This window comes from Xylophilus sp. (genome assembly GCA_009914555.1).
In the GTDB taxonomy this organism is placed as follows: Bacteria; Pseudomonadota; Gammaproteobacteria; order Burkholderiales; family Burkholderiaceae_C; genus WNDY01.
In genome coordinates this window covers 37,259-63,135 of sequence record WNDY01000014.1, presented here as the reverse complement: position 1 = coordinate 63,135, position 25,877 = coordinate 37,259, and the positions used below count along the sequence as shown (strand labels likewise).

The following is a 25,877-nucleotide window of genomic DNA, read 5'->3' as shown; positions in this document are numbered from 1 at the left end:
CGTCATGGAGCGGCTCCAGAAGGGGGCGCGTGCACACCCAGCAGTTTATGCGCGAGGCTATCGAATTCGCGGTCGGCGTCGAGTGTGCGACGGTTAACCGATCCGGCCATCAGCGCCTGGGTGCCGTTGCCATCGGTCCGCGGCGCGAGCCAGACCCACAGCCGGCGCTCGCGGATGTAGAGCATGGCGAACACGCCGAGGATTAGCAAGGCGCAGCCGAGGTAGACGATGTTGCGGCCCGGCGCGCGGGCCACCTGAAACACGCTGGCCTGCACCTGGGTGAAGTCGGTCAGTTCGAAGGCCACAGACGCCGGGTAGGCGAAGGTGTCGGAGAGCGACAGCACGGCCTGCGTCATGAAGGCCTGGGCGGTTTCGCCGGGTTCCAGCGGCCGGAGCCCGGCGCGCTCGCGCGCGAGCTGCGCCAGCTCCCACAGCGCGCCGTTGAGGATGCGCACCAGCACCTCGCCGGCGCGAGCGCGTTCGGGCTGAGGGACGTTGGCTTCCATGAAGTCGGAGATGGCCTGCAGGCCGCCCTGGCGACGGCCCCGCGCATCCGGCCGCGCGCCCTCGCCAGCGAACAGCGCCAGTGCGCGACCGGCCGACTGCGCCAGCTGCGCGGCCAGGTCGGGCCGGTGGGGGTCGATCGCATGGGCCGCATAGCGGCGCACCGCCTCGGTCCGCAGCGCCGGTTCGGCCAGCGCCGCGCGCAGCCGCAGGAAGCCCTGCATGCCGCCCTCGTCGTCCACCGGCAGGCGCAGGAAGCGCAACGGCGCCGACGGGTCTTCGCGCACGCCGAGCAGGAAGACCGGATGGCCGTCGCCGGTGTCCACCGGCAGCATGTAGTTCTGGTACTCGCGCGCTTGGCCCGCGGCGTCGCGCAGCTTGTAGCCGATGCTCGGGCCCACGTTGCGCAGTTCGCGCTTGGTCGCCGTCTTGTTGCCCGCGCCCAGGCGCGATTCGATCGCATGGCGCAGGTCGACCTTGCGCACGTCCACGCCCGCGCCCTCGCCGCCGCCCATGTTCTCGACGTTGATGACGCGCAACGCGGTGTATTCGAGCGTGAGCCGCTCGCCGCCGCTACCCTGCAGCTGCGTGCTGCCGCCGATGGTGCCCTCGACCTCGAACGGCTGCACGCCGGCGGCCATCGGCACGGCGCGCAGCTTCACGCGCGAGCCGCCGTCGTCGAAGCTGGACTGGTAGATCTCGATGCCCTTGTAGCTGGCCGGATGGTTCACCTCGACCCGCGCCGGCACCTGCGCGCCGGTGGCCTTGTCGTGGATCACGATCTCGCTCGCGAAGAGCTTGGGCATGCCGGTGGAGTAGTAGTCGACGATGAACTTCCTGAGCTCGATTGCGAACGGCAGGTCCTGCAGCACCACGCCGTCGGACTGGTTGAGGATGGCGGTGCCGGACTGCGTGCCCTCGGCCACCAGCACGTTGCCGCGGAAGGTCGGGTTGCGCACCGACAGGCGGTGCTGCTGCGGCACGTCGGCGATCAGGCCGCCGCCGGCATAGGCGGTCTTGCCCTGCCACCACATCTGCGCGCGCACGATCAGGTCGCCGTCGAACAGGCCGCCCAGGCAGATCAGCACGATGGCGCCGTGCGCGGCGATGTAGCCGATCTTGTTGGCGGCGCCGGCGCGCGCGGCCACCATCCAGCCGGCGCCGCCTTCGCGGGGCCGCTGCTGGAGCTTGACCTTCCAGCCCGCGCCCGCGAGCAGCCCGCCGATGCGGCGGGCCGCGGCCTCGGGCGTCTCCCCCGCGAGCGGCGCCTCGGCGCGCTGGCCGAAGGCGCGCAGGCTCTGCTCGCGCACGTGCTCCTTGACGGTGCGCAGCTCCCGCAGGATGCGCGGCGTGGTGCGCGCGATGCACAGCGACGTGCTGACGACGAGGAAGGCCAGGATCAGCAGGAACCACCAGGCGCTGTAGACCGCATACAGCCGCAGCGCGCCGAAGACCTCGGCCCAGAACGGGCCGAACTGGTTGACGTAGTTGGGCAGCGGCTGCTGCTGTTGCAGCACGGTGCCGATGACCGAGGCGATGCAGATGACCGTCAGCAGCGCGATCGCGAAGCGCATCGACGACAGCAGTTCCACCGCGGCCCGCAGCAGGTGGGAGCCGGAGCGCAGGCGCAGGCCATGGGTGGTGACGGTCATCGGTCGGGACGGCGAAATACGGCGAAGGCGGCGGTCGGGCAAGACGAAGGGCGGGCCATCCTGCCGGAACCGGTGGATGGACCCGCCCTGTCTTGGGGTGGATTATCGGCGGACGGTTCCGCGGAGCCGCCAGGGCCGCTGCATGTTACTTGACCGATGTCAACGCAGGCCCGCGATGTAGTCGGCCACGGCGCGGATCTCGCGGTCGTTGAGCTTGGCGGCCACGTCGGCCATCGGCACGCTGTTCTTGCGCACGCCGTCGCGGAAGGCCACGAGCTGGGCCGCGGTGTAGTCGGCATGCTGGCCCGACAGGCGCGGGTACTGCGCCGGGATGCCGGCGCCGTTGGGGCTGTGGCAGCCGGCGCAGGCGGCGATCTGGCGGTCGGGCACGCCGCCGCGGTAGATGCGCTCGCCCAGGGCGACCAGGGCCTTGTCCTTGGCGAAGCCGGCCTTGGCCTGCTTGCCGGCCACCCACCAGGCGATGTTGCGGATGTCGTCGTCGGAGAGCGTGGCGGCGAAGCCCTGCATGATGGGGTTGGCCCGCTTGCCCGACTTGAACTCGGCGAGCTGCTTGACCAGGTACTCGGGGTGCTGCTGCGACAGCCGGGGCTGCGCGGGGACGGTGGAGTTGCCGTCGGCGCCGTGGCAGGCGGCGCACACGGCGGTGTACTTGGCTTCCCCTTGCACCAGGTCCGGCTTGGCGGCCTTGTTGGCGGCCGGTGCCGGCTTGTCGTCCGCAGCGGCGGCATGCAGGGCGGTCCATGACAGCAAAACGGCCGTCAGCAAGGGGACGAACAGCTTCATATCGAGGGTTTTGTTTCTAGGTGCGACCGCCAAAATTCTACAATGCACCCCCCGTGGCGCATGCCCCGGCTTACCCTGCCCCGCACGCCATGACCGCATCCTTTGTCCCAGATCAGAACCCCGCGAAACTCGCCGCGCACACCGATGGCGCGGTGTCCGCGAAGGAGGCGATGGGCTGGATGCACACCGCCCGCTTCCTGACCACGGCCGCCCAGCTGCACCACCTGCCGGCGCTGGCCGTGCCGGAGATCGCCTTCGTCGGCCGCTCCAACGCCGGCAAGTCCACCTGCATCAACACGCTCACGCAGCACAAGCAGCTGGCCTTCGCGTCGAAGAAGCCGGGCCGCACCCAGCACATCAACCTGTTCCAGCTGGGCCGCGGCAACGTGATGGACGCGGTGCTGGCCGACCTGCCGGGCTACGGCTACGCCGCCGTGCCCCAGCAGGACAAGATCCGCTGGCAGCGCGTGATGGCCAACTACCTCGTCACGCGCGAGAACCTCGTCGGCGCGGTGCTGCTGTGCGATCCGCGCCTGGGCCTGACCGAACTCGACGAGGTGCTGCTCGAGGTGATCCGCCCGCGCGTGGAGGAGGGCCTGAAGTTCCTGGTGCTACTGACCAAGGCCGACAAGCTCACGTGCGCCGAGCAGGCCAAGGCCCTGTCGATCGCGCGCCTGCAGGCCGGCGGCGGCGAGGCCCGGCTGTTCTCGGCCCTCAAGCGCCAGGGCGTGGACGAGGCGGCGCAGCTGCTGTGGCAGTGGACGCATCCCGCGGCAGATACTACCCCTACTGACAGCCCATAGCGCCCGGCTTTCGAACGCTACAGGAACATACCCACTCAGTAGACCGGCGGCTCGCCCGCGGGCCGCGTCTTGAAGCGCCGGTGCACCCACCAGTACTGCGCGGGCATGGTGTCGATCCAGCCCTGCAGGCGCCGGTTCATCAGCGCCGTGTCGGCCACCACGTCGTCGGTCGGATAGTTCTCCCAGGCCGGGAAGACCTCGACGTCGTAGCCCCAGGGCGTCATGCGCGGGATGACCGGCACGACCTTGGCGCGGCCGAGCCGGGCAAAGCGCGGCAGCGACGGCACGGTGGCAGCCTGCACGCCGTAGAACGGCACAAAGACCGACTCCTGCGGGCCGAAGTTCATATCGGGCAGCAGGTACAGGATGCCGCCGGCGCGCAGGCCGGCGAGGTTGGCCTTCACGCCGTCGAAGCGGTTGAACATGCGCACCTCGCCGAAGCGGATGCGGCCCGCGGTCATCCAGCGGTCCACGCGCTTGTCGGGCACCGGCGTGTAGATCGAGGTGAAGAGGCGCTGGATGTTCATGCCGATGGCCATCGCGCCGGCATCCAGGCCGTAGAAGTGCGGGCAGAAGATGATGGTCGGCGTCGTGCCTTCCAGCTCGTGCAGCGCGCCGTGCAGCTTCAGCCGGCGCTGCAGCACCGCGCACGGCGACTGCCAGAGCCAACTGCGGTCCAGCCAGGCCTGGGCGAAGCAGACGATGGACTCGCGCGCCACGCGGCGGCGCTGCGCGGCGCTCCACTGCGGAAAGCACAGCTCCAGGTTGCGCTCGGCCACGCGCCGGCGCGGCTTGGCCACTACGGCCAGGACGTGCCCGAGCACCCAGCCCAGTGCACGGATCCAGGAGAGCGGCAACGGCGCGATCGCGCGCAGAAACAGAATGCCCAGATATGCGCCCACGTCGTTCCTTCTTTCTTTCTTCTCAAACTTCCCGCCGAGGGGTCTTGTAGCGGCTGTAGCCCCACAGGTACTGCTGCGGCGCCTCGCGGATCAGGTGCTCCATCTCGCGGTTGATCTGCCCCACCGCCATCTCCAGGTCGGCCGCCAGCGGCTCGGCCAGCCCGCGCGGATGCAGCACGAAGCCGCGCCCGCGCGCGAGCCGCTCGCAACGCACCAGCACCACGGCCGCGCCGGTCTGCTGCGCGAGGCGCGCGGCCAGCGTCATGGTGTAGGCCGGCCTGCCGAAGAACGGCGACCAGAGGCCCTGCCCCTCGGGCGGCACCTGGTCGGGCAGCAGACCCACGGCCCGGCCCTGGCGCAGCGCTCGGATCATCTGGCGCACGCCGGCCAGCGTGGTCGGCGCCGTCTCCAGTCCCGGGCGCCGGCGCGAATCCGCCATCAGCCCCGCCAGCCAGGGCTGGCGCGCCGGCCGGAAGAGCACCGTGATCGGCCCGTGCTCCGCAGTGAAGTCGCGCGCCGCCACCTGCGGCGACACCTCGAAGCAGCCGAGGTGCGGCGTCAGGTAGACCACGCCGCGGCCGGCCGCATAGGCCTGGTGCACCACGTCGATCGACGCCCAGGTGCAGCGCACCGGCGCGCCCCACCACAGCCGCGGCAGCTCGGTCACCATGCACCCGGCATGCGCGACCGCGCCACGCACCGCGCCGAAGCGGTAGCCCGCCAGCCGCGCATGGGCGATGAAGCGGCGCCGGTAGGTCGGCGACAGCAGGAAGACGAGCCAGCCGAGGACCGCGCCCACCGCATGGGCGAACCACAGCGGCAGGCGGCAAAACAGTGCCGGCATGAGAGGAGAAGAGGGGATGGCTAGAATGGCGGCTGTCGCCGAGTTATTGGACTACTTGCAGGGCGACGTTAAACACGACTGCTAAAGCGTTCGCCAGCCCCCGGGGGCCCGGCAACGCGCCAGGCCATGCAACCCAAGGAGTTTATTCAAATGGCGAACGACTTTCTCTTCACGTCCGAATCGGTGTCGGAGGGCCACCCGGACAAGGTGGCCGACCAGATCTCGGATGCGATCCTCGATGCCATCTTCGAGCAGGATCCGTACAGCCGCGTCGCCGCCGAAACGCTGACCAACACCGGCCTCGTCGTGCTGGCTGGCGAGATCACCACCAACGCCCACGTCGACTACATCCAGGTCGCGCGCGACACCATCAAGGGCATCGGCTACGACAACAGCGACTACGGCATCGACTACAAGGCCGCCGCCGTGCTTGTGGCCTACGACAAGCAGAGCAACGACATCGCCCAGGGCGTGGACCGCGCCAGCGACGACCACCTGAACACCGGCGCCGGCGACCAGGGCCTGATGTTCGGCTACGCGATCGACGAGACGCCCGAACTCATGCCCGCGCCGATTTACTATGCCCATCGCCTGGTGGAGCGCCAGGCCCAGCTGAGGAAGGACGGCCGCCTGCCCTTCCTGCGCCCCGACGCCAAGAGCCAGGTCACGCTGCGCTACGTGGACGGCCGGCCGCACTCGATCGACACCGTGGTGCTGTCGACACAGCACAGTGCCGACCAGAGCGAGACCGCCACCAAGCTCAAGCCCAGCTTCATCGAGGCGGTGATCGAGGAGATCATCAAGCCGGTGCTGCCCAAGGAGTGGCTGGTGAACACGCGCTACCTGGTCAACCCCACGGGCCGCTTCGTCATCGGCGGGCCGCAGGGCGACGCCGGCCTCACGGGCCGCAAGATCATCGTCGACACCTACGGCGGCGCGGCCCCGCACGGCGGCGGCGCCTTCAGCGGCAAGGACCCGAGCAAGGTCGACCGCTCGGCCGCCTATGCGGCGCGCTACGTGGCCAAGAACATCGTGGCCGCCGGCCTCGCGCGCCAGGCGCAGATCCAGGTCAGCTACGCCATCGGCGTGGCCCGGCCGATCAACGTGACGGTCTACACCGAAGGCACCGGCGTGATCCCCGACGAGAAGATCGCCGCGCTGGTGGCCGAGCACTTCGACCTGCGGCCCAAGGGCATCATCCAGCAGCTCGACCTGCTGCGCCCGATCTACCAGAAGACGGCGGCCTACGGGCACTTCGGCCGCGAGGAGCCGGAATTCACCTGGGAACGGACGGACAAGGCCGCGGCGCTGCGTGCAGCGGCCGGGCTGTAGGCCCCGCATTCGCGCGGCGAATCCTGGGGCTTGGGGGCGGAGTTCATGTCCGCGCAGCGGATGTGAGCGCAGACCTGGCGCGCTGAGGTCATTTGCAAATGCGGCCGGCGAGCAAGCGGGTTCGCATACTGGCTGGGGCGCCCGCGCGGCGATCCCCTCCTCTTCTCATCGCACCCATGAGTGCACTTCCCGTGTCCCCCGCGTCCGACGCCGCCGACGTGCGGCCCGGCAGTCCCAAACTCGCCGCCCTGTTCGCCGCCATCGCCGAAGGCGCCTCGCAGCGCGACGCCGAGCGCGTCCGCCCGTTCGAGGCGGTCGGCCTGCTGCGCCGCGCGCGTTTCGGCGCGCTGCGCCTGCTGGTGGCCGTCGGCGGGGCCGGCGCGTCGCTGCGCCAGCTGATCGCCGCGGTGATCGCCCTGGGCGCCGCCGACCCGAACGTCGCCCACATCCTGCGCAACCACTTCGCCTTCGTCGACCGCTTCGTGCTGCCGCTGACGGCCACGCAGCCCGGCCATCCGTGGGTGCGCGCCGTGGCCGCAGGCGCGATCTTCGGGCTGGCTTCGGGCGAGCTGTCCACCAGCGCCGTCGGCAACGGCGCGCTCGACACGCCGCTCACGCCCAACGGCCAGGGCGGCTGGCGGGTCGAGGGCGTCAAGTACTACAGCACCGGCAGCCTCTAGCCGACTACGTGCTGGTGCGCGCCGGGACGGCCGAGGGCGCCGCTGCCTCCGTCGTCGTGCCGGTCGGCCGCGAAGGCCTGGTGCTGGAGGACGACTGGGACGGGATCGGCCAGCGCGTGACCGGCAGCGGCACCACCCGGCTCCATCAGGTGCGCGTGGCGGCAGACGAGGTCGAGTTCGACACGGCCGGCACGGCCTATGGCCTGCCCTACAGCAGCACGCTGGCCCAGCTGATCGTGACCAGCGTGGTCGCAGGCATCCTGGGCGGCATCGAGCAGGAGGCGGTCGCGCTGGTCCAGCGCCGCGGCGAGCGCAGCTTCAACCATGCCGCGGCCGCGAAGCCGGCCGACGATCCGCTGCTGCAGCAGACCATCGGCCAGATCTCGGCCGCCGCCTTCGCGGCGCAGACGGTCGCCCTGGCCGCGGCCGATGCGCTCGACGCCGACGACGACGCCCGCCAGCCCGGCGCCTTCGACGCCGGGCTGGCGCTGCAGGGCTTGATCGCCACGGCCCAGGCCAAGGTGGTGATCGACGAACTCGTGGTGCGCGCCGGCAGCCAGCTGTTCGACGTGGGCGGCGCCTCGGCCGCCACGCGGCGCTACAACCTCGACCGCCGCTGGCGCAACGCGCGCACCCTGGTGTCGGACAACCCCACGGCCTACAAGGCGCGCGCTCTCGGCCAGTACGCGGTGCACGACACCCCCTTGCCGGCCAGCCGCTTCTTCTGACGCCCGCCCCATCCCGTCGGCGGCATTGACCGGCAGCAAAGGATGGTCTCCGGCGGCTGGCCACAATGGCGCCTTCGCCGATTGCCGTTTCTGCCACCATGCCTGCTTCCCCGTTCGACACCGACACCGACACCGACATCGCCATCGTGGGCGCCGGACCAGCCGGCCTCCTGGCCCTGGCGGCCGCCGCGGCCGACGCCGGCCTGGATGTCACGCTGGTGGAGCGCCAGCCCCGCGCGGCGCTGGCCGCCCCCGCACCCGATGGCCGCGAGATCGCCCTGACCCCCCGAGCGTCGCGCTGCTGCGGCGCCTGGGCTGGTGGGGCCGGCTTGATCCGCACGAGATCGGCCTGCTGCGCGAGGCCCGGGTGCACGACGGCGCCGACCTCGACAGGGGCCTGCGCCTGGACGCCGCGCGCACCGGCCGCGATGCGCTGGGCTGGATCGTGCCCAACCATGCGCTGCGGCGCGCCGGCCTGGCCGCCGCGCTGGCCAGGCCGAACGTGCGGCTGATCGACGCAGCGCCCGCGGTGCAGGCGCAAACGACCGATGCGCTCGCCCGGCTCGATGCCGACCGCGGCGCGCTGCCTAGCCTGCGCGCGAGGCTGCTGGCCGCGGCCGACAGGCGCTTTTCGGCCGTGCGCCGGCAGCTCGGCATCGGCGCCGAGATGGGCGACTTCGGCCGCACGATGATCGTCGCCCGGGTGCACCATCGGCTGCCGCACGGAGCGATCGCGCACGAATGCTTCGGCCACGCCCGCACGCTGGCCATGCTGCCGCTGCCGCCCTCCCCGGACGGCAGCCATGCCAGCTCCGCCGTGCTGACGGTCGACACGCCCGAGGCCGCCGATCTGCTCGGCCTGCCACCGGCCGGCTATGCAGCCTTCATCGCACGGGAATTCCAGCACCAGCTGGGCCCGTTCGCGCTCGCGGGCGAGCGGCACGCCTACCCGCTCGTCGCCACCTGGGCGCACCGCTTCGCGGCCTGCCGGGCGGCGCTGGTGGGCGACGCGGCGGTCGGCATGCATCCGGTCACGGCCCACGGCTTCAACCTGGGGCTGGCCGGGGTGCAAACGCTGGCCGCCCTGCTCGCCCAGGCCCGCCGGCGCGGCCAGGACATCGGCGCCGGCACGCTGCTGGCCGCCTACGACCGCGAGCACCAGCGCGCGAGCCGGCTGATCTACCAGGGCACCAACGCCGTGGTGGGCCTGTTCACCGATGCCCGGCCGCTGCCGCGCCTGCTGCGCCAGGCCGTGCTGCGCGGCGCGGACCGGCTGCCGCCGCTGAAGGCGGCGATCGCCCGGCACCTGACCGGCACTTTGGATACTCCCTGCCTTACCCCTGCCTTGCGCATATCCTGAGCACGCTAGAAATCTATACCCCCGCCGTCGTTTCGCCGCACAATGCGGCGATGAGCAAGGCTTTCACACGCGAGAACGACGCGGCCGGCGATGACGACGATGGCGACATCGGCCTGCCGCCCCTGCCGCCCGGCGGCAGGAACTACATGACGCCGCAGGGCCACGCCCGGCTGCGTGGCGAACTGCTGGCGCTGATCGACGAGGAGCGCCCCAAGGTCGTCGAGGCGGTGCACTGGGCCGCGAAGAACGGCGACCGCTCGGAGAACGGCGACTACCTCTACGGCAAGAAGCGGCTGCGCGAGATCGACCGGCGCATCCGCTTCCTCACCAAGCGGCTGGAGATCGCCGAGGTGACCGACCCGTCGGTCCACGCCGGCAGCGACCAGATCTTCTTCGGCGCGACCGTCACCTACGTGGACGACCTGGGCGAAGAGCGCACCATCACCATCCTCGGCATCGACGAGGCGGACAACCACCAGGGCCAGGTCAGCTGGATCTCGCCGGTGGCGCGCGCGCTGCTCAAGGCGCGCGAGGGCGACGTGGTGAAACTGCCGACGCCGGCCGGCGTGCGCGAGCTGGAGATCCTGGCGGTGCGCTACCCGGCGGCCTGAGCGAGCCCGGATCACTCGGCCGGGCGGATCCTGGCCGCCCGCACCACCTGCGGCGTGCGCCGCAGGTTGCGCAGCGCGGCTTCGAGGTGCTGCTGGTCGCGCACCGCGAGCACGAAGCGCAGGTCGGTCGTGCCCTCGGAACCCTGCTCGCCCATGTCGACGTTGGTGATGTCGGCCTCGGCCCGGGCCAGCTCGGCCGTCACGCGCGCGAGCACGCCCTTGCGGTTGGTCACGGTGATGACCACGCCGGTCTCGAACATGCGCACCGGCTCGTCGGCCCATTCGACCGCGATGAAGCGCTCGCCGTCCTTGTGCTGCAGCCGCCGCGCCACCGCGCAGTCGGCCGTGTGCACGGCCAGGCCCTCGCCGCGGCCCATGTAGCCGACGATGGCGTCGCCGGGAATCGGGCGGCAGCACGAGGCGTACTGGATCGACGCATTCTCGCTGCCGTCGAGCACCACGGCGCCCTGCGTCAGGTGCTCGTGCGAGGTGAAGCGCTCGCGCGAGAGCAGCAGCGCGTCGGGCCGGTGGCCCAGCTCGGTCAGCAGCAGCACCAGGCGCTTGGTCACGATGCTCGCGATGCGCTTGCCCAGGCCGATGTCGGTCAGCAGCTCGGCGCGATTGCGGTTGCCGGTGAAGCGCAGCAGCCGCTCCCACAGCGGCTGGAAGTCGGCGTCGTCCTCGCCCGGCAGCTGCTCGATGCCCTCGGCGCGCAGCGCCTGCACCAGCAGCCGCTCACCGAGGTTCTCCGACTCGTTCTGCGCCATCGTCTTGAGGAAGTGGCGGATCTTCGAGCGCGCCCGGCCGGTGCGCACGAAGCTGAGCCAGGCCGGATTGGGCTCGGCGGTCGGGTCGGCCACCACCTCGACCACGTCGCCGTTGGTCAGCTCGTGGCGCAGCGGCACCGGCTCGCCGTTGATGCGGGCCGACACGGTGCGGTCGCCCACGTTGCTGTGGATCGCGTAGGCGAAGTCGACCACCGTGGCGCCGCGCGGCAGCGCCATGATCTGGCTGCGCGGCGTGAAGACGTAGACCGCATCGGGGAACAGGTCGACCTTGACGTGGTCCCAGAACTCGGCGGCGTCGCGCGTCTCGTTCTGGATGTCGAGCAGCGACTGCAGCCACTGCGTGCCCAGCCGCTCCGAGGCCGAGCTGCCCGCATCCTTGGCCTTGTAGAGCCAGTGGGCGGCCACGCCGGATTCGGCCACCACGTTCATCTCCTCGGTGCGCATCTGGAACTCGATGTTCACGCCCGAGGGGCCGACCAGCGTCGTGTGCAGCGACTGGTAGCCGTTGAGCTTGGCGATCGCGATGTGGTCCTTGAACTTGCCGGGCACCGGCTTGTACATCTGGTGCAGGATGCCGAGCGCGGTGTAGCACTCGGTCACCGTCGGCACGATCACGCGGAAGCCGTAGATATCGGTCACCTGGGCGAAGCTCAGGTGCTTGTCCTCCATCTTCTGGTAGATGGCGAACAGGGTCTTCTCGCGGCCCGCGAGCCGGGCCTTGAGGCCGGCGGCCGTCAGCGCCGCGTCGACGTCGGCCTGCACCTTCTGCACCAGGTCGCGGCGGCGGTTGCGCGCCTTGGCCACGGCCTTCGACAGCGTGGCGTAGCGCCAGGGATGCAGGTGGTGGAACGACAGGTCCTGCAGCTCGCGGTAGGCTTCGTTCAGGCCCAGGCGGTGGGCGATCGGCGCGTAGATGTCGAGTGTCTCGCGCGAGATGCGGCCCCACTTGCTGCGCGGCATGTCGCCCATGGTGCGCATGTTGTGGATGCGGTCGGCCAGCTTGATGAGGATGACGCGCACATCGCGCGCCATGGCCAGCAGCATCTTGCGGAACGACTCGGCCTGGCTTTCCTCGCGGGTGTTGAACTGGAGCTTGTCGAGCTTGGTCAGGCCGTCGACCAGCTCGGCCACCGGCGCGCCGAAGCGGTCGATCAGGTCGGGCTTGGTGACGCCGCAGTCCTCCATCGCATCGTGCAGCAGCGCGGCCATCAGCGCCTGGGTATCGAGCTTCCATTCCGCGCACTGCGCGGCCACGGCGATGGGATGGGTGATGTAGGGCTCGCCGCTGTTGCGCAGCTGGCCGAGGTGGGCCTCGTCGGCGAAGCGGTAGGCCTGGCGCACCTGCTCGACGCCGGCGGCGCCCAGGTAGTCCAGGCGGGCCGTCAGCGCCGCGAAGCTGGCGGCTGCGGCATTGGCGGCAGCCGCCGCCGCGCTGGCCGCAGCCGCGGCCCCGGCCGTGCCGCCCGTCGCGGGCACGCCCTGGCCGGGCGCCGCCGCCTGCGGCGGCGCAGGTTGTTTCAGCACCACGTTCATGCCTTACTTTACCGTCTATGCACCAGCAGCAGGCAACCGCCAACGAAAAAGGCACCGCGATGCGGTGCCTTTGGCAGTGAAAGCCGGCCGATCAGCCCGGAACCTTCTTGAGCATCTCCAGACCGACCTTGCCTTCGGCGATTTCGCGCAGCGCGGTCACGCCGGGCTTGTTCTTGCTTTCGATGCGGGGCGCATGGCCCTGGCTCAGCATGCGTGCGCGGTAGGTGGCGGCCAGGACCAGCTGGAAGCGGTTGGGGATGTTCACCAGGCAGTCTTCGACGGTAATGCGGGCCATGAGGGGATTTCTCCGAAAAAGAGTCCGATGAAGAGGATCAGGCGATGTGCAGGGAGCGGAAGGTGTCGGCGCGGGCCCGGCGCTGGGCCGCATACCTGAGCCGCTGTGCGTGGACGATGGCTTTCAGGTCGAAAAGCGCGCGATCGAACAACTCGTTGATTATAACGAAGTCGAATTTGCTGGCCTGGGCCAGCTCGACCTCGGCATTGCGCAGGCGCAGCTCGATCACGTCGGCCGCATCCTCGCCGCGGCGCTCCAGACGCGAGCGCAGTTCTTCCCAGCTCGGCGGCAGGATGAAGATCAGCACGGCGTTGGAGAAATACTCGCGGATCTGCAGGGCGCCCTGGTAGTCGATTTCCAGAATCACGTCGGCGCCCTGGGCGATGCGCTCCTCGATGGCGCGGCGCGAGGTGCCGTAGCGGCGGCCGTGCACATGGGCCCATTCGACGAAGGCGCGGGCCTCGACCATCGCGTCGAACTCGGATTCGGACGCGAAAAAATATTCGCGCCCGTGCTTTTCCTGCCCGCGCGACGGCCGGGTGGTGTGCGACACCGACAGCCGCACGTGCGAGTCGACCTCCAGCAGCGCCTTCACAAGGCTGGACTTGCCGGCACCACTCGGTGCAGCGACGACGAAGAGGTTTCCGGGATAGTCCATGGAGGAGCGCGGCAATGGAAGGCCCGCTATTTTGCACCGCCCACGATGCCCGCCTCCGCACGGCCTGGGCCGGCGGACGCCGCGCAGGGGCCATCCCGCCGCGCTGGCGTCGCCTCCCTTGAGGGGCAGGCGCGCAGCACCTCGGGGGGTGGGAGAATCACTCAGCGCTGTTGACGATGCCCAGCTTCTTGAGCCCCTCGCGCTGCGCGCCCGCGAGCGCGGTGGCGACGTACTTGTAGTGGGCGTCGCGCTCGGGCTTGATGTGCAGCTCGGGCACCTCGGCGCGGACGGCGATCGCGTGCAGGCGGCTTTGCAGTTCGCCGGCATTGGCGACCGGCTCGCCGTTCCAGATATAGCTGCCGTTGGCCTGCACCTGCAGCTGTACCACCTCGGGCGGCTTCTGGGGCGGGTTCGGCGAGGGCGTCGGCAGATTGAGGTTCACGCTGTGCAGCTGGATCGGGATGGTGATGATCAGCATGATCAGCAGCACCAGCATCACGTCGATCAGCGGCGTGGTGTTGATGTCCACCAGGACCTGGGGGTCGGATGGGGCGGCGGCGGAAGGCAGGGGCATGGCGCGAGTCTCTGGTAGTCCCGCCGCTCAGGAACGCGGCGGCGGCTCGGTGATGAAGCCGACCTTCTGGATGCCCGCACGCTGGCTCGCCTTGACCAGGCGGGCGACGTAGTGGTAAGGCGTGTCCTGGTCGCCGCGGATCTGGATCTCGGGCTGCGGCACCTTGACCGAGACGGTCTTGAGCCGCTCCACGAGCGCGTCCTCGTCGGCCACCTTGGTCGTGTTCCAGTAGAGGTTGCCGTCGCGGTCCACGCCGAGGCTGACCGTGTCGGGCTTGCTCTCGCGCGGCACCGCGGTCTCGCTGGGCAGCGCCACGGTGATCGCCTGCGTGGCCACCGGGATCGTGATCAGGAAGATGATCAGCAGCACCAGCATCACGTCGACCAGCGGCGTGGTGTTGATGGCCGAGACCACGTCGTCGTCTGCGCCCTCGGCGCCTACCTGCATGCCCATGGCGGGATGCCTCCTGGTTCAGTGCGCGGGCACCGGCGTGGCCAGCAGCGCCGAATGCAGGCTGGAGCCGAAGTTGCGGATGTCGTCGAGCGCCACCTTGTTGCGGCGGACCAGCCAGTTGTAGCCGAGCACCGCCGGCACGGCCACGGCGAGGCCGATGGCCGTCATGATCAGCGCCTCGCCGACCGGGCCGGCGACCTTGTCGATCGACGCCTGGCCCGACAGGCCGATGGCGGTCAGCGCATGGTAGATGCCCCAGACGGTGCCGAACAGGCCGACGAACGGCGCGGTCGAGCCCACGGTCGCGAGGAACGCGAGGCCGCCCTGCAGGCGGTTCTGCACCACGTCGATCGGCTGCTGGATCGACAGCGCGAGCCAGTCGTTGAAGGTGATGTGACGGCCGACGGCGGAGTGCTTGCCGACCGAGCCCAGGCCGGTCTCGGCGATGTAGCGGAACGGGCTCTTGTCCTTGAGCCGGGCGATGTGCTGCGCGTCGACCCGCTCGGCCTTCCAGAGCTGGGTGCTCTCGCGGGCGAAGCGCTTGATGCGCGCCTGCTCCAGCAGCTTGCCGAGGATGATGTACCAGCTGCCCAGCGACATGACCGCCAGGATCAGCAGCGTGCCCTTGGCCACGACGTCGCTGCCGTCCCACAGGGCCTGGATGCCGTAGGGGTTGCCGGTGGTGTGGGTGGTCGTGGCGGCGGCTGCCGCGGCGACCGCGGGCTGGGCCTCCTGGGCGAGCGCCGCGGCGCCGGCGAACAGCAGGGCCAGGGCGATGGCGGCCGGACGCGCGCCGGCGCGCAGGCGGAAGGTAGCGGACATGTGAGGTGACTCCGTGGATTGAGAGGTCGAAAAAGGCAGGAACGAGGAAGGAAGCAACGGAAAGGGGCGAAAAGCGGCGCGGCGGCGCCGCGCTAGTTCATCTGGAAGCTGTAGGAGACCTGCACGCGCACCGGCCGTCCCTGGCTTTCGCAGCGGAACTTGCGCGTGACCTCGATGGCCGCGTTCGCAAGGATGCTGTTGGCCTGGTTGACCACGCGCACGTTCTCGATCGCGCCGCCGGCCGACACGAGGAACTCCACCAGCACGTCGCCGGTGATGTTGCGGCGCTGGGCGGCGGCGGGATAGCTGGTGTTGGCGCGCACCTGGGCCGAGTTGGGGCAGACGATGCCGGCCTGCGCGATGGCCGGCGCCGGCGGCGGTGCGGGCGGAGCCGGCGGCGCGGGCGGCTCCGGCGGCGGTGCGGGCGGCGGGGGCACCGGCGTGGCGACGACGCTTTCGACCGGCGGCGCGGCCACCTTCACCTCCGGCGGCGGCGCGTAGACCGGCGGCGGCGGCGTGGGCGCGCGCTGGCGCACGATCTGCTTGGGCGGCGGAGGCGGCGGGGGCGGCGGCGGGGGCGGCTTGACCTCGTCGATGATCGTGGTCTCGACCGGGTTGAGCACGGTCTTGATCGCGTCGCGCGCGAGGCCGGTCGTCAACAGGTAGGCGGCCCCGATGTGCAGCCCGACGATGGCGGCGAGGCCCGCAGCCTTGCGGGCAGGGTTCGGTGGTTGGGCGTAGCTCATGAATGGAGTTCGATGCCGGAGCCCGCAGGCTCCGGACACAGGGCCGCACGGGCCCGGTCAAACGGCACACCGGGCGCACTCAACGGAAATCAAACGCAGGCCGGCAAACGGGGAGCGATCGTATTTTTGTGCCCGCCGTCGCGCAAATAAGACGTTTGGATAAGGTAGTGACGAAACCGACGAAGCCGTTTCCAGCACGGGATCAGCACAGGTCCAGCACACTGCGGTTAATCCGTATAGGCCGCCCGCGGGCGGCTGGCCTAGCATCGCAGGGCCCGCGGGCGGGCCAGCGCGCCCGTCCTCCGCCACAACGAAGACAACACTCCAGCCGCTTGCCCATGCCTTTGCCCGCCGAGCCCGGCGCCGCGCCGGACGCCTCCGCGACCGCGCAGACCGACGACGAGAACACCCGCGTCCCCCTGAAGATCGAAGACTGGCTGACCGTGCTCATCATGGCGGCGCTGGCGTTGATCACCTTCGCCAACGTGCTGGTGCGCTATTTCACCAACACCTCGTTCGCCTGGACCGAGGAGATCTCGGTCTTCCTCATGATCGTGCTGGCGCTGGTGGCCGGCTCGGCCGCGGTGGCGCGCGACCGCCACATCCGCATCGAATACTTCGCCGAGCGCGGCAGCCCGCGGCGCCGCCGTGCGCTGGCCCGCTTCGGCGCGCTGACGGTCGCGCTGCTGTTCGCTCTGGTGGCCGTGCTCAGCGTGCGCGTGGTGTGGGACGACTTCCGCTTCGAGGAGACCTCGCCGGGCATCGGCGTGCCGCAGTGGTGGTATTCGGTCTGGCTGCCGATCGTGTCGCTGGCGATCGCGCTGCGCGCGCTGGGGCTGTTCGTGCGGCGCGGCCGGACCGGCGCGGCGCCATGATCGCCGCGCTGCTCTTCACCGCGTTCGTGCTCATGATGCTGCTGGGCGTGCCGATCGGCGCGGCCCTGGGCCTGGCCGGCGCGGCCGCGATCGCGCTGGCCAACCTCGACACCCAGTGGTTCGGTCTGCTGGCCGTGCCGCAGAACTTCTATGCGGGCCTGGGCAAGTACCCGCTGCTGGCGATACCGATGTTCGTGCTGGTCGGCTCGATCTTCGACCGCTCGGGCGTGGCGCTGCGGCTGGTGAACTTCGCGGTCGCCATCGTCGGGCGCGGCCCGGGCATGCTGCCGCTGGTGGCGATCGCGGTGGCGATGTTCCTCGGCGGCATCTCGGGCTCGGGCCCGGCCAACGCGGCGGCCGTGGGCGGCGTGATGATCGCGGCGATGTCGCGTGCGGGCTACCCGGCGAGCTTCTCGGCCAGCGTCGTGGGCGCCGCGGCGGCCACCGACATCCTGATCCCGCCGTCGGTCGCGTTCATCGTCTATTCGGTGCTGGTGCCGGGCGCCTCGGTGCCGGCGCTGTTCGCGGCCGGCATGATCCCGGGCGTGCTGGCCGGGCTTGCGCTAATAGTCCCGGCGGTATGGCTGGCTCGCCGGCATGGCATGGGCGCTGCAGAGGCATACCTCCCCCGTCCTGCGTTCTGGAAGAGCCTGCGCGAGGCGGTCTGGGGGCTGGCCGCGCCGGTGCTGATCCTGGGCGGCATGCGCGCCGGCTGGTTCACCCCGACCGAGGCGGCGGTGGTCGCGGTGTTCTACGGGCTCTTCGTCGGCATGGCGGTCCACCGGACCATCGGGCTGCGCGACCTGTTTCCGATCCTGCGCGAGTCGGGCGAGCTGTCGGCCGTGATCCTGCTGGTGGTCTCGCTCGCGGGCATCTTCGCCTACTCGCTTTCGACGCTCGGCGTGATCGACCCGATCACGCATGCCATCGTGAACTCCGGCCTCGGCGAATACGGCGTGCTGGCGCTCTTGATCCTGATGCTGATCACCGTCGGCATGTTCCTCGACGGGGTGTCGATCTTCCTGATCTTCGTGCCGCTCCTGTGGCCGATCGTGCAGCACTACCACTGGGATCCGGTGTGGTTCGGCGTGATCCTCACGCTCAAGGTGGCGCTGGGCCAGTTCACGCCGCCGCTGGCGGTCAACCTGATGGTGTCGTGCCGCATCGCCGGCGTGCGCATGGAGGAGACCGTGCGCTGGGTCGGCTGGATGCTGTTGGCGATGTTCCTCGTGATGGTCGCGGTGATCGCCTGGCCGCAGCTCGCGCTGTGGCTGCCCGCACGCCTCGGCTACTGAATTCCCGTTTTTCACACCCAGGAGACGTCCCATGAACTTCCGCCGCTCCCTCCTCGCGCTGGCCGCCGCCGCGACCACGCTGGCCGCACTCGCGCCCGCAGCCCAGGCGCAGCAGCAGCACTACAAGGCCGAGTACAAGCTGTCGCTGGTGCTGGGCACCGCCTTCCCGTGGGGCAAGGGCGGCGAGATCTGGGCCAACCTCGTGCGCGAGCGCACCCAGGGCCGCATCAACATCAAGCTCTACCCGGGCACCTCGCTGGTGCAGGGCGACCAGACGCGCGAATTCACCGCGCTGCGCCAGGGCGTGATCGACCTGGCCGTGGGCTCGACCATCAACTGGTCGCCGCAGATCAAGCAGCTGAACCTGTTTTCGCTGCCCTTCCTCACGCCCGACTTCGCCGCCATCGACGCGCTCACGCAGGGCGAGCCCGGCAGGATCATCTTCCAGGCCATCGACCGGGCCGGCGTGGTGCCGCTGGCCTGGGGCGAGAACGGCTACCGCGAGATCAGCAACTCCAAGCACGCGATCAAGTCGCCGGCCGATCTGAAGGGCCTGAAGATCTGCGTGGTCGGCTCGCCGCTGTTCCTCGAAACCTTCACCGCGCTCGGCGCCAACCCGACGCAGATGAGCTGGGCCGACGCCCAGCCGGCGCTGGCCAGCGGCGCGGTCGACGGCCAGGAGAACCCGCTGGCGGTCTACCAGGCCGCCAGGCTGCACACCGTCGGCCAGAAGCACCTGACGCTCTGGGGCTACGTGGCCGATCCGCTGATCTTCGTGGTCAACAAGGACGTCTGGAACAGCTGGACGCCGGCCGACCGCGAGATCGTCCGCCAGGCCGCGATCGATGCCGGCAAGGAAGAGATCGGCATCGCGCGCAAGGGCCTGGTGGAGGCCGACAAGCCGCTGCTCAAGGAGCTGGCCGGCAACGGCGTGACGGTGACCGAGCTGTCGCCCGCCGAGCGCGAGGCCTTCGTGAAGGCCACGCGCCCGGTCTACGACAAGTGGAAGTCCACCGTGGGCAGCGACCTGGTGAACGCGGCCGAGAAGGCCATCGCCGGCCGCGCGAAGTAGGCGGCCGGTTCAGGCGAGGTAGTCGCCGCTGGCCTCGGGCTGGAACGCGATCGCGGTGATGCGCAGCGCCGCGTCGCGGCCTTCGGGCGCGGTCCAGCGGGCCAGCGTGCCGACGCGCCGGCCGAGCAGCGCGGTGCCGGCCGGCGACAGCACCGACAGCCGCCCGGCCGCCGCGTCGGCGTCCTGCGGATAGCACAACGTGATCCGACGTTCGCTGCCGTCGTCGGCGGCGGCGCGCAGCTGCGTGTTCATCGTCACCACGTCGGCCGGCACGGCCTGCGGCGCGACGAGGTCGGCCGCGTCCACCGCCTCCGCAAGGTCTTCGGCGTCGCGCTCGCGCGCGAGGCGCAGGATGCGGGCATGGTCGAGTTTGGTGACGATGCGCTCGGCGGCCGGCGCGCTGGAAGGGGTCTGCATGGCGTGATCTCCTGAAAAAGCAAGAAAAAGGCGGACGGCGCCCGGCCGGCCGGCGCGCCCCGGGGGCGGAAGGGGCCCGGCGGATCGGGAGGCGCAGTTCAGTGCGTGGAGGCAGGGGAGGATCGCCGGGCCGGAACAGGTGCGGCCGCAAGGGCCGCCCGGCGGGCGTGCGCGGCCGCCGCCCGCGCCGTCCGGGGGGACGGCGCCGTCGTCGCAGGGGCGGCCAGGCATCGGTGCTGCATCGGCCCATGGTAGCGGGGCGCGGCGCCCGCGGGAACGAATGCCCCACGGCCGCTGGTGGTCACTTCGCGGGGGCCCTTGAAATCGTGCAGAGCCTCCCTATTTCGCTTTCCGGATGCGCTGGGGACAGCCACGAAGACGCCTCCGGCGCTCCGTTCAACCGAATGGAGGTTTTCGCCATGTACCGATCTTTCTTCCCGCACGACGTGTTCGCCGAGGTGGATCGCCTGCAGCGCGAGATGCAGCAGGCCTTCGAACTGTCGCCCACCATCCGCGGCCTCGCCCGCGCCGGCTTTCCGGCGCTCAACGTGGGCCGCACGCCCGACGCCATCGAGATCTTCGCCTTCGCGCCCGGCGTGGCGCCCGAGTCGATCGAGGTGAACCTGGAGCGCGGCCTGCTGACCATCGCAGGCGAGCGCAGGAGCGCGCTGCCCGAGGGTGCCTCGGCCGACGCCGCGGTCCACATCCACGAGCGCTTCGAAGGCAAGTTCCGCCGCGCCGTCTCGCTGCCCGAGGATGCCGACCCGCAGGCCGTCGACGCGAAGCTGCGCGACGGCATCCTGCGCATCACCGTCGGCCGCCGGGCGTCGGCCAAGCCGCGCCGCATCAGCGTCCAGTGAACCGCCACTTTTTTCCCCTTCACCGTTTTCGCACAAGGAGACCTGCCATGGCCCAAGACGTCCAGGCTTCCGTGCCCGCCACTGCGCGGGGCGAAGGAGCCGCCACCGCCACCGATTCCCCGCGCGCCGCGCGCTATGACGACGCCGCGCTCACGCCGCCGGTCGACGTGATCGAGGATGCAGGCGGCATCACGCTCTATGCCGACCTGCCGGGCGTGAGCCGCGACAAGCTCGACCTCCAGGTCAAGTCCGACACGCTGACGATCGAGGCCGAATCCGGCCTGGAGGTGCCGGCCGGGCTCAGCTCGCACCATGCCGAGGTCGGCCTCGCGCGCTTCCGCCGCGTGTTCACGCTGAGCAAGGAACTCGACACCGAGAAGGTCACGGCCGAGCTGTCGCAGGGCGTGCTGAAGCTGCACATCCCGAAGGCCGCGCATGCCCAGCCGCGGCGCATCGGGGTGCAGGCCGGCTGACGCTCGGATACACCCCCTGGCAGACGCCTGTAGCGCACTGAAATAGTGCGCTACAGGCCTATACCCTACCCGTCCTTGTTTCCGCTCCTGCGGAGGAACCCTTGGTCACCAATATCGCCCCTTTGAAGATCGCCCAGATCGCGCCGCTCTACGAAGCCGTGCCGCCGCGGCTCTACGGCGGCACCGAGCGCGTGGTCGCCCACCTCACGAACGCCCTCGTGGACCAGGGCCACGCGGTCACGCTGTTCGCCTCAGCCGACGCCGACACGCGCGCCGCGCTCGTGCCGGTGCGCGCGCAGGCGCTGCGGCTCGACCCGGCGCCGCTGAAGTCCGACCTCGCCGCCCACCTCGCGCTGCTCGACGCGGTGCGCGAGCGCGCCGGCGAATTCGACGTGCTGCACTTCCACACCGACCTGCTGCACTTCCCGTTCTTCGAGGACATCGCCCAGCGCACGCTGACCACCCTGCACGGCCGCCTCGACCTCGCCGACCTGCCGCTGGCCTACCGGCGCTGGCACCGCTTCCCGCTGGTGTCGATCTCGCAGAGCCAGCGCGCGCCACTGCCTTTTGCCAACTGGCAGGCCACCGTGCCGCACGGGCTCGACGACGCGCCCTACCGCTTCGAGCCGAACCCGTCGGGCGGCTACCTCGCCTTCCTCGGCCGCATCTCGCCCGAGAAGCGGCCCGACCGCGCGATCGCCATCGCCCGGCGCGCCGGCCTGCCGCTGCGCATCGCGGCCAAGGTCGATGCGGCCGACGCCGACTACTTCGAGCGCACCATCCGCCCGCTGCTGGCCGATCCGCTCGTGGAGTTCGTCGGCGAGATCGGCGACGCCGACAAGGCCGCCTTCCTCGGGCAGGCGCGGGCGCTGCTGTTCCCGATCGACTGGCCCGAGCCGTTCGGCCTCGTGATGATCGAAGCCATGGCCTGCGGCACGCCGGTCATCGGCTGGCGCTGCGGCTCGGTGCCCGAGGTCATCGAGCACGGCGTGAGCGGCCTCATCGTCGAAAGCGAGGACGAGGCGGCCGCGGCCGTCCATGCCGTGGCGCGGCTCGACCGGCGCGCGGTGCGCGCGGCGTTCGACCGCCGCTTCAGCGCGCAGGCCATGGCCTCGGCCTACGTGGCGCAGTACCGCCGGCTGATCGGGCAGGACGGCGACGGCCGCACGCACACGGCGCGCCGCGCCGCCTGAGCCCGGCAGCGCCATGGCGACGACCGACGCAACGACCCCGCCCGAGCTGCCGGCCGGCGCCGCGCCCGAGCGCGCGGTGCAGAGCAGCTTCGTGCTCAAGGACGGCGACACCTACCTCGTGATGGACGCGCACGGCGACGTGACCGGCGCGGCCGACGGCCTGTTCCGCGAGGACACGCGCGTGCTCAGCGCCTTCGGCCTGCGCGTGGACGGCGCGCGGCCGTCGCTGCTGTCGAGCGCGGTGAGCCACGACAACGTGGTCTTCACCGCCGACCTCACGAACCAGCCGCTGCCGGTGCTCGGCAGCGATGCGACGCCGCACGGCGTGATCCACATCGAGCGCAAGCGCTTCCTCTGGGAGGCGCGGCTGTTCGAGCGCATCCGGCTCGCCAACTACGGCGACCGGCCGGCGCGCGTGCCGCTGGCGCTGCGCTTCGATGCCGACTTCCGCGACATGTTCGAGGTGCGCGGCCAGCGGCGCAGCCGCCGCGGCACCGCCGCCGCGCCGCGCGTGCACGAACGCACCGTGGAGCTGGCCTACCGCGGCCTCGACGGCGTGGAGCGCCGCAGCTGCATCGCGCTGTCGCAGGCGCCGCAGCGGCTCGATGCGCACGAGGCCCGGTTCGAGGTGGAGCTGCCGGCGCGCGGCCACTGGCTGCTCTACGTGGAAGTCGGCCCCGACGCGGCCGGAGCCGCCGCCATGGGCGCCGAACGCTTCCGCGCCGCCGCCGCGCGGGCGCGGCGCGGCATGCGCGCCAAGCGCCGGCGCGGGGCGCGGCTCGCGGCCTCGGGCCGGCTGTTCCAGGGCTGGCTCGACCGCTCGCGCGCCGATCTCGCGCTGCTGACCACCGACCTGCCGACCGGGCCGTACCCATATGCCGGCATCCCGTGGTTCTCCACGCCGTTCGGCCGCGACGCGATCGTGACGGCGCTGCAGGTGCTCTGGCTCGACCCGGGCCTCGCGCGCGGCGTGCTGTCGTTCCTCGCGGCGCGGCAGGCGCAGGAGACGTCGAGCTTCCGCGACGCCGAGCCCGGCAAGATCATGCACGAGACGCGCAAGGGCGAGATGGCCGCCGTGGACGAGCTGCCGTTCGGCCAGTACTACGGCGGCGTGGACACGACGCCGCTGTTCGTGCTGCTGGCCGGCGCCTATGCGCGGCGCACCGGCGACCGCGCCACGGTCGACGCGCTCTGGCCCGCGCTGGAAGCGGCCGCGTCCTGGCTGGTGCGCAGCATGGAGCGCCACCCGGCGGGCCTGCTGGCCTACCAGCGCGGCGAGGCCAGCGGCCTGGCCAACCAGGGCTGGAAGGACAGCCACGATGCCATCTTCCATGCCGACGGCCGCACGCCCGAGGGGCCGATCGCGCTGGTGGAGGTGCAGGGCTACGCCTGGCGCGCGCTGCGCGCGATGGCCGATCTCGCCCGCTGGCGCGGCGAGGCCGACGCCGCGGCCGTGTGGGGCGCCGCCGCCGAGCGGCTGCGCACGGCGGTGGAGCGGCTGTTCTGGCTCGACGCGCTGCAGTTCTACGCGCTCGCAGTCGATGGCGCGGGCCAGCCCTGCCGCGTGCGCGCGTCCAACGCCGGCCACCTGCTCTACAGCGGCCTGCCCGCGCCCGAGCGCGCCCGCGCGGTGGCGCGGCAGCTGGCCGGGCGCGCGTTCCAGTCGGGCTGGGGCATCCGCACGCTGCCGTCGGAGGCCGCGCGCTTCAACCCGATGAGCTACCACAACGGATCGGTCTGGCCGCACGACGTGGCGCTCTGCGGCGCGGGCCTGGCGCGCTACGGCGAGCGCGACGGCGTGGTGCAGCTGCTGGGCCACCTGTTCGAGGCCGCGGTGCACTTCGGCATGCGGCTGCCCGAGCTGTTCTGCGGCTTCACGCGCCAGCCCGGCGAGCCGCCGATCGCCTACCCGGTGGCCTGCCTGCCGCAGGCCTGGGCCGCGGGCGCGCCGTTCATGCTGCTGCAGTCCTGCCTGGGCCTGCGGGTGGACGGCGTGCGCGGCACGGTGCACATCGTGCGGCCCGCGCTGCCGCAGGGCATCGACCGGCTCGACGTGGAGGGCCTGCAGGTCGGCGCGCGGCGCATCGGGCTGCAGTTCCGGCGCGTGGGACGGCAGGTCGTCGTCGGCTGCCGCCAGCCCGAGGACGACGGGCCGCCGGTGGAGGTCAGCGTGCGGCTGTGAACCCGTCAGATGCGGTGGTGCACGCGGTCCGCGCTGCCGCCGCCGTGCAGCCGCGCGAGCAGCGCCGGCGCGATCTGAATGAGCGGCCGCACCTCGTCGGCCGCGCCCTGCGCGATCGCCTCGCGCGGCATGCCGAAGACGACGCAGCTGGCCTCGTCCTGCACGTAGTTGTAGCTGCCGGCATCCTTCATCTCGCGCATCGCGCGCGCGCCGTCGGCGCCCATGCCGGTGAGCATCACGCCGTAGGCGTTGCGGCCGACGACGGCGGCGATCGAGCGGAACAGCACCTCGACCGACGGCTTGTGACGGTTGACCGGCTCGGTGTCCTCCACCACGGCGACGTAGTTGGCGCCGCTGCGGTCGATGCGGAACTGCCGCCCGCCCGGCGCGATGTAGGCATGGCCCGGCAGGATGCGCTCGCCGTGCACCGCCTCCTTGACGGTGATGCGGCACAGGCCGTCGAGCCGCGCGGCAAAGCTCGTGGTGAAGCCCGGCGGCATGTGCTGGGTGATGACCACGCCCGGCGCGTCGGCCGGCAGCTGCACCAGGATCTCCCGGATGGCTTCGGTGCCGCCGGTGGAGGCGCCGACGGCGATCAGCTTCTCGGTCGAGACACGGCCGAGAGCTACAGGAGTATGGGCTGCTGGCCCGCGTACTGCACCCGATGCAGGTGGTAACTGGGAGGAGTGTCGGCTCACGTGCGCCTGCGCGGCGACGCAGATCTTGTCGACGATCTCGCCGCCGAGCTCGGCCAGGCCGCTGGCCACGCCGACGCGCGGCTTGGCGACGAAATCGACGGCCCCCAGTTCGAGCGCGCGCAGCGTGACCTCGGCGCCGCGCTCGGTCAGCGTGGAGACCATGACGACCGGCATCGGCCGCAGCCGCATGAGCCGGCCGAGGAAGTCGAGCCCGTCCATGCGCGGCATCTCGACGTCGAGCGTGATCACGTCGGGGTTCTTCTCGCGGATCATCTCGCGGGCCACGAGCGGGTCGTTGGCCGTGCCGATGCATTCCATGTCGCGCTGGCGGTTGATGATCTCGGCCAGCAGGCTGCGCACGAGCGCCGAATCGTCGACGACGATGACACGAATCTTCTTCATCTAGAACAAATCCACCGAGCCGCCGGCCGTGCTCTGCGCCACGGCGGCCGCGTTGCCGCGCACCTCCTGCGCGACCAGGGCTTCGGGATGGGTGTGGGCCAGGCGCTTGACCATGGCCTTGCCGCTCGCGGGAAAGTAGCAGACCTTGCGCGGATAGATGTCGAGCACGTCCTCCGAGACGATCGGGATGTGCTCGGTGCGCAGGTAGTCGCGCACGAAGCGGGTGTTGCGCTCGCCGACGTTCATCGTCGTGAAGTTGTGCATGACCTGCCCGCCGCCGAAGATCTTGGCCTGCAGGCTCTCGCGCCGCGCGCCCTGCTT

At 71.1% G+C, this 25,877-nt stretch carries 26 protein-coding genes and 2 pseudogenes; 14 read left to right on the top strand and 14 right to left on the bottom strand.

Annotation, left to right across the window (positions count from 1 at the left end):
* Nucleotides 1–2: 2 nt before the first annotated feature.
* Entirely contained in the window at nucleotides 3–2,156 is a 2,154-nt protein-coding gene (locus GAK38_RS09260) for a cytochrome c biogenesis protein ResB (RefSeq protein ID WP_325343444.1), read from the bottom strand.
* A gap of 159 nt (nucleotides 2,157–2,315) precedes the next feature.
* Nucleotides 2,316–2,960 (bottom strand): c-type cytochrome, encoded by a 645-nt coding sequence (locus GAK38_RS09255; RefSeq protein ID WP_325343443.1) that lies wholly within the window; start codon nucleotides 2,958–2,960, stop codon nucleotides 2,316–2,318.
* Nucleotides 2,961–3,130: 170 nt separating this feature from the next.
* Between GAK38_RS09255 and yihA the strand changes: the two genes are divergently transcribed.
* Nucleotides 3,131–3,763: a ribosome biogenesis GTP-binding protein YihA/YsxC gene (yihA, locus tag GAK38_RS09250; RefSeq protein ID WP_325343458.1), complete on the top strand. Its 633-nt coding sequence runs from the start codon at nucleotides 3,131–3,133 to the stop codon at nucleotides 3,761–3,763.
* Between the two features lie 35 nt (nucleotides 3,764–3,798).
* Here the strand turns inward: yihA and GAK38_RS09245 are convergent, their stop codons facing one another.
* A complete protein-coding gene (locus tag GAK38_RS09245) occupies nucleotides 3,799–4,665 on the bottom strand; it encodes a lysophospholipid acyltransferase family protein (RefSeq protein WP_325343442.1) in 867 nt (288 codons plus the stop codon).
* A gap of 22 nt (nucleotides 4,666–4,687) precedes the next feature.
* A complete protein-coding gene (locus tag GAK38_RS09240; protein ID WP_325343440.1) occupies nucleotides 4,688–5,509 on the bottom strand; it encodes a lysophospholipid acyltransferase family protein in 822 nt (273 codons plus the stop codon).
* 150 nt (nucleotides 5,510–5,659) lie between these two features.
* Between GAK38_RS09240 and metK the strand changes: the two genes are divergently transcribed.
* The 6 genes and pseudogenes from metK (at nucleotide 5,660) to greB (ending at nucleotide 10,220) form a co-directional block, all read left to right on the top strand.
* Nucleotides 5,660–6,841 (top strand): methionine adenosyltransferase, encoded by a 1,182-nt coding sequence (gene metK, locus GAK38_RS09235; RefSeq protein ID WP_325343439.1) that lies wholly within the window; start codon nucleotides 5,660–5,662, stop codon nucleotides 6,839–6,841.
* 176 nt (nucleotides 6,842–7,017) lie between these two features.
* A complete protein-coding gene (locus GAK38_RS09230) occupies nucleotides 7,018–7,521 on the top strand; it encodes a hypothetical protein (protein WP_325343438.1) in 504 nt (167 codons plus the stop codon).
* A gap of 14 nt (nucleotides 7,522–7,535) precedes the next feature.
* Nucleotides 7,536–8,249 carry an acyl-CoA dehydrogenase family protein gene (locus GAK38_RS09225; RefSeq protein ID WP_325343437.1) on the top strand — a complete coding sequence of 238 codons (714 nt, stop codon included), beginning with the start codon at nucleotides 7,536–7,538 and terminating at the stop codon, nucleotides 8,247–8,249.
* 65 nt (nucleotides 8,250–8,314) lie between these two features.
* A pseudogene (locus tag GAK38_RS09220) lies at nucleotides 8,315–8,464 on the top strand (hypothetical protein); the annotation flags it as partial.
* Between the two features lie 83 nt (nucleotides 8,465–8,547).
* Nucleotides 8,548–9,609 (top strand): FAD-dependent monooxygenase, encoded by a 1,062-nt coding sequence (locus tag GAK38_RS09215; protein WP_325343456.1) that lies wholly within the window; start codon nucleotides 8,548–8,550, stop codon nucleotides 9,607–9,609.
* A 50-nt stretch (nucleotides 9,610–9,659) separates the two neighbouring features.
* The gene (greB, locus tag GAK38_RS09210; protein ID WP_325343436.1) at nucleotides 9,660–10,220 is read left to right on the top strand and encodes a transcription elongation factor GreB; all 561 of its coding nucleotides are present in this window, start codon (nucleotides 9,660–9,662) and stop codon (nucleotides 10,218–10,220) included.
* A gap of 11 nt (nucleotides 10,221–10,231) precedes the next feature.
* Here greB and GAK38_RS09205 read toward each other — a convergent pair whose 3' ends face one another.
* The 7 genes from GAK38_RS09205 to GAK38_RS09175 all read right to left on the bottom strand — a co-directional run bounded on the left by GAK38_RS09205 (nucleotide 10,232) and on the right by GAK38_RS09175 (nucleotide 16,089).
* The gene (locus GAK38_RS09205; RefSeq protein WP_325343435.1) at nucleotides 10,232–12,541 is read right to left on the bottom strand and encodes a RelA/SpoT family protein; all 2,310 of its coding nucleotides are present in this window, start codon (nucleotides 12,539–12,541) and stop codon (nucleotides 10,232–10,234) included.
* 91 nt (nucleotides 12,542–12,632) lie between these two features.
* Nucleotides 12,633–12,836 carry a DNA-directed RNA polymerase subunit omega gene (rpoZ, locus tag GAK38_RS09200; RefSeq protein ID WP_325343434.1) on the bottom strand — a complete coding sequence of 68 codons (204 nt, stop codon included), beginning with the start codon at nucleotides 12,834–12,836 and terminating at the stop codon, nucleotides 12,633–12,635.
* Nucleotides 12,837–12,873: 37 nt separating this feature from the next.
* Nucleotides 12,874–13,494: a guanylate kinase gene (gene gmk, locus GAK38_RS09195; RefSeq protein WP_325343433.1), complete on the bottom strand. Its 621-nt coding sequence runs from the start codon at nucleotides 13,492–13,494 to the stop codon at nucleotides 12,874–12,876.
* Nucleotides 13,495–13,651: 157 nt separating this feature from the next.
* Complete coding sequence (locus tag GAK38_RS09190) at nucleotides 13,652–14,068, bottom strand: ExbD/TolR family protein (RefSeq protein WP_325343432.1); 417 nt, start codon at nucleotides 14,066–14,068, stop codon at nucleotides 13,652–13,654.
* A gap of 27 nt (nucleotides 14,069–14,095) precedes the next feature.
* Entirely contained in the window at nucleotides 14,096–14,521 is a 426-nt protein-coding gene (locus GAK38_RS09185) for an ExbD/TolR family protein (RefSeq protein ID WP_325343431.1), read from the bottom strand.
* An 18-nt stretch (nucleotides 14,522–14,539) separates the two neighbouring features.
* Nucleotides 14,540–15,343, bottom strand: coding sequence for a MotA/TolQ/ExbB proton channel family protein (locus GAK38_RS09180; protein WP_325343430.1), 804 nt, complete (start codon nucleotides 15,341–15,343; stop codon nucleotides 14,540–14,542).
* 92 nt (nucleotides 15,344–15,435) lie between these two features.
* The gene (locus GAK38_RS09175; RefSeq protein ID WP_325343429.1) at nucleotides 15,436–16,089 is read right to left on the bottom strand and encodes a TonB family protein; all 654 of its coding nucleotides are present in this window, start codon (nucleotides 16,087–16,089) and stop codon (nucleotides 15,436–15,438) included.
* A gap of 338 nt (nucleotides 16,090–16,427) precedes the next feature.
* On the opposite strand from GAK38_RS09175, the gene GAK38_RS09170 reads away from it, so the two are divergent.
* Genes GAK38_RS09170 through GAK38_RS09160 form a run of 3 tightly spaced genes read left to right on the top strand, consistent with a single transcriptional unit; the run spans nucleotide 16,428 to nucleotide 19,331 of the window.
* Nucleotides 16,428–16,964, top strand: a complete 537-nt coding sequence (locus GAK38_RS09170) for a TRAP transporter small permease (RefSeq protein ID WP_325343428.1) — start codon at nucleotides 16,428–16,430, stop codon at nucleotides 16,962–16,964.
* Entirely contained in the window at nucleotides 16,961–18,259 is a 1,299-nt protein-coding gene (locus GAK38_RS09165) for a TRAP transporter large permease (protein ID WP_325343427.1), read from the top strand. The genes GAK38_RS09170 and GAK38_RS09165 overlap by 4 nt, the downstream gene beginning before the upstream one ends.
* A 31-nt stretch (nucleotides 18,260–18,290) precedes the next feature.
* The gene (locus tag GAK38_RS09160) at nucleotides 18,291–19,331 is read left to right on the top strand and encodes a DctP family TRAP transporter solute-binding subunit (RefSeq protein ID WP_325343426.1); all 1,041 of its coding nucleotides are present in this window, start codon (nucleotides 18,291–18,293) and stop codon (nucleotides 19,329–19,331) included.
* A gap of 9 nt (nucleotides 19,332–19,340) precedes the next feature.
* Here GAK38_RS09160 and rnk read toward each other — a convergent pair whose 3' ends face one another.
* Nucleotides 19,341–19,748 carry a nucleoside diphosphate kinase regulator gene (gene rnk / locus GAK38_RS09155; RefSeq protein WP_325343424.1) on the bottom strand — a complete coding sequence of 136 codons (408 nt, stop codon included), beginning with the start codon at nucleotides 19,746–19,748 and terminating at the stop codon, nucleotides 19,341–19,343.
* Between the two features lie 419 nt (nucleotides 19,749–20,167).
* Here rnk and GAK38_RS09150 point away from each other — a divergent pair, with 419 nt between their 5' ends.
* The 4 genes from GAK38_RS09150 (at nucleotide 20,168) to GAK38_RS09135 (ending at nucleotide 24,456) form a co-directional block, all read left to right on the top strand.
* Nucleotides 20,168–20,608: an Hsp20/alpha crystallin family protein gene (locus GAK38_RS09150; protein WP_325343423.1), complete on the top strand. Its 441-nt coding sequence runs from the start codon at nucleotides 20,168–20,170 to the stop codon at nucleotides 20,606–20,608.
* A gap of 47 nt (nucleotides 20,609–20,655) precedes the next feature.
* Nucleotides 20,656–21,081 carry an Hsp20/alpha crystallin family protein gene (locus tag GAK38_RS09145; protein WP_325343422.1) on the top strand — a complete coding sequence of 142 codons (426 nt, stop codon included), beginning with the start codon at nucleotides 20,656–20,658 and terminating at the stop codon, nucleotides 21,079–21,081.
* Between the two features lie 122 nt (nucleotides 21,082–21,203).
* Nucleotides 21,204–22,274 (top strand): glycosyltransferase family 4 protein, encoded by a 1,071-nt coding sequence (locus tag GAK38_RS09140; RefSeq protein WP_325343454.1) that lies wholly within the window; start codon nucleotides 21,204–21,206, stop codon nucleotides 22,272–22,274.
* Nucleotides 22,275–22,287: 13 nt separating this feature from the next.
* Entirely contained in the window at nucleotides 22,288–24,456 is a 2,169-nt protein-coding gene (locus GAK38_RS09135) for an amylo-alpha-1,6-glucosidase (protein ID WP_325343421.1), read from the top strand.
* Nucleotides 24,457–24,461: 5 nt separating this feature from the next.
* On the opposite strand, the gene GAK38_RS09130 is transcribed toward GAK38_RS09135, so the two are convergent.
* Both GAK38_RS09130 and GAK38_RS09125 read right to left on the bottom strand, forming a co-directional pair.
* Nucleotides 24,462–25,556, bottom strand: coding sequence for a protein-glutamate methylesterase/protein-glutamine glutaminase (locus GAK38_RS09130; RefSeq protein ID WP_325343420.1), 1,095 nt, complete (start codon nucleotides 25,554–25,556; stop codon nucleotides 24,462–24,464).
* Nucleotides 25,557–25,877: pseudogene (locus GAK38_RS09125) on the bottom strand (chemoreceptor glutamine deamidase CheD); the annotation flags it as partial.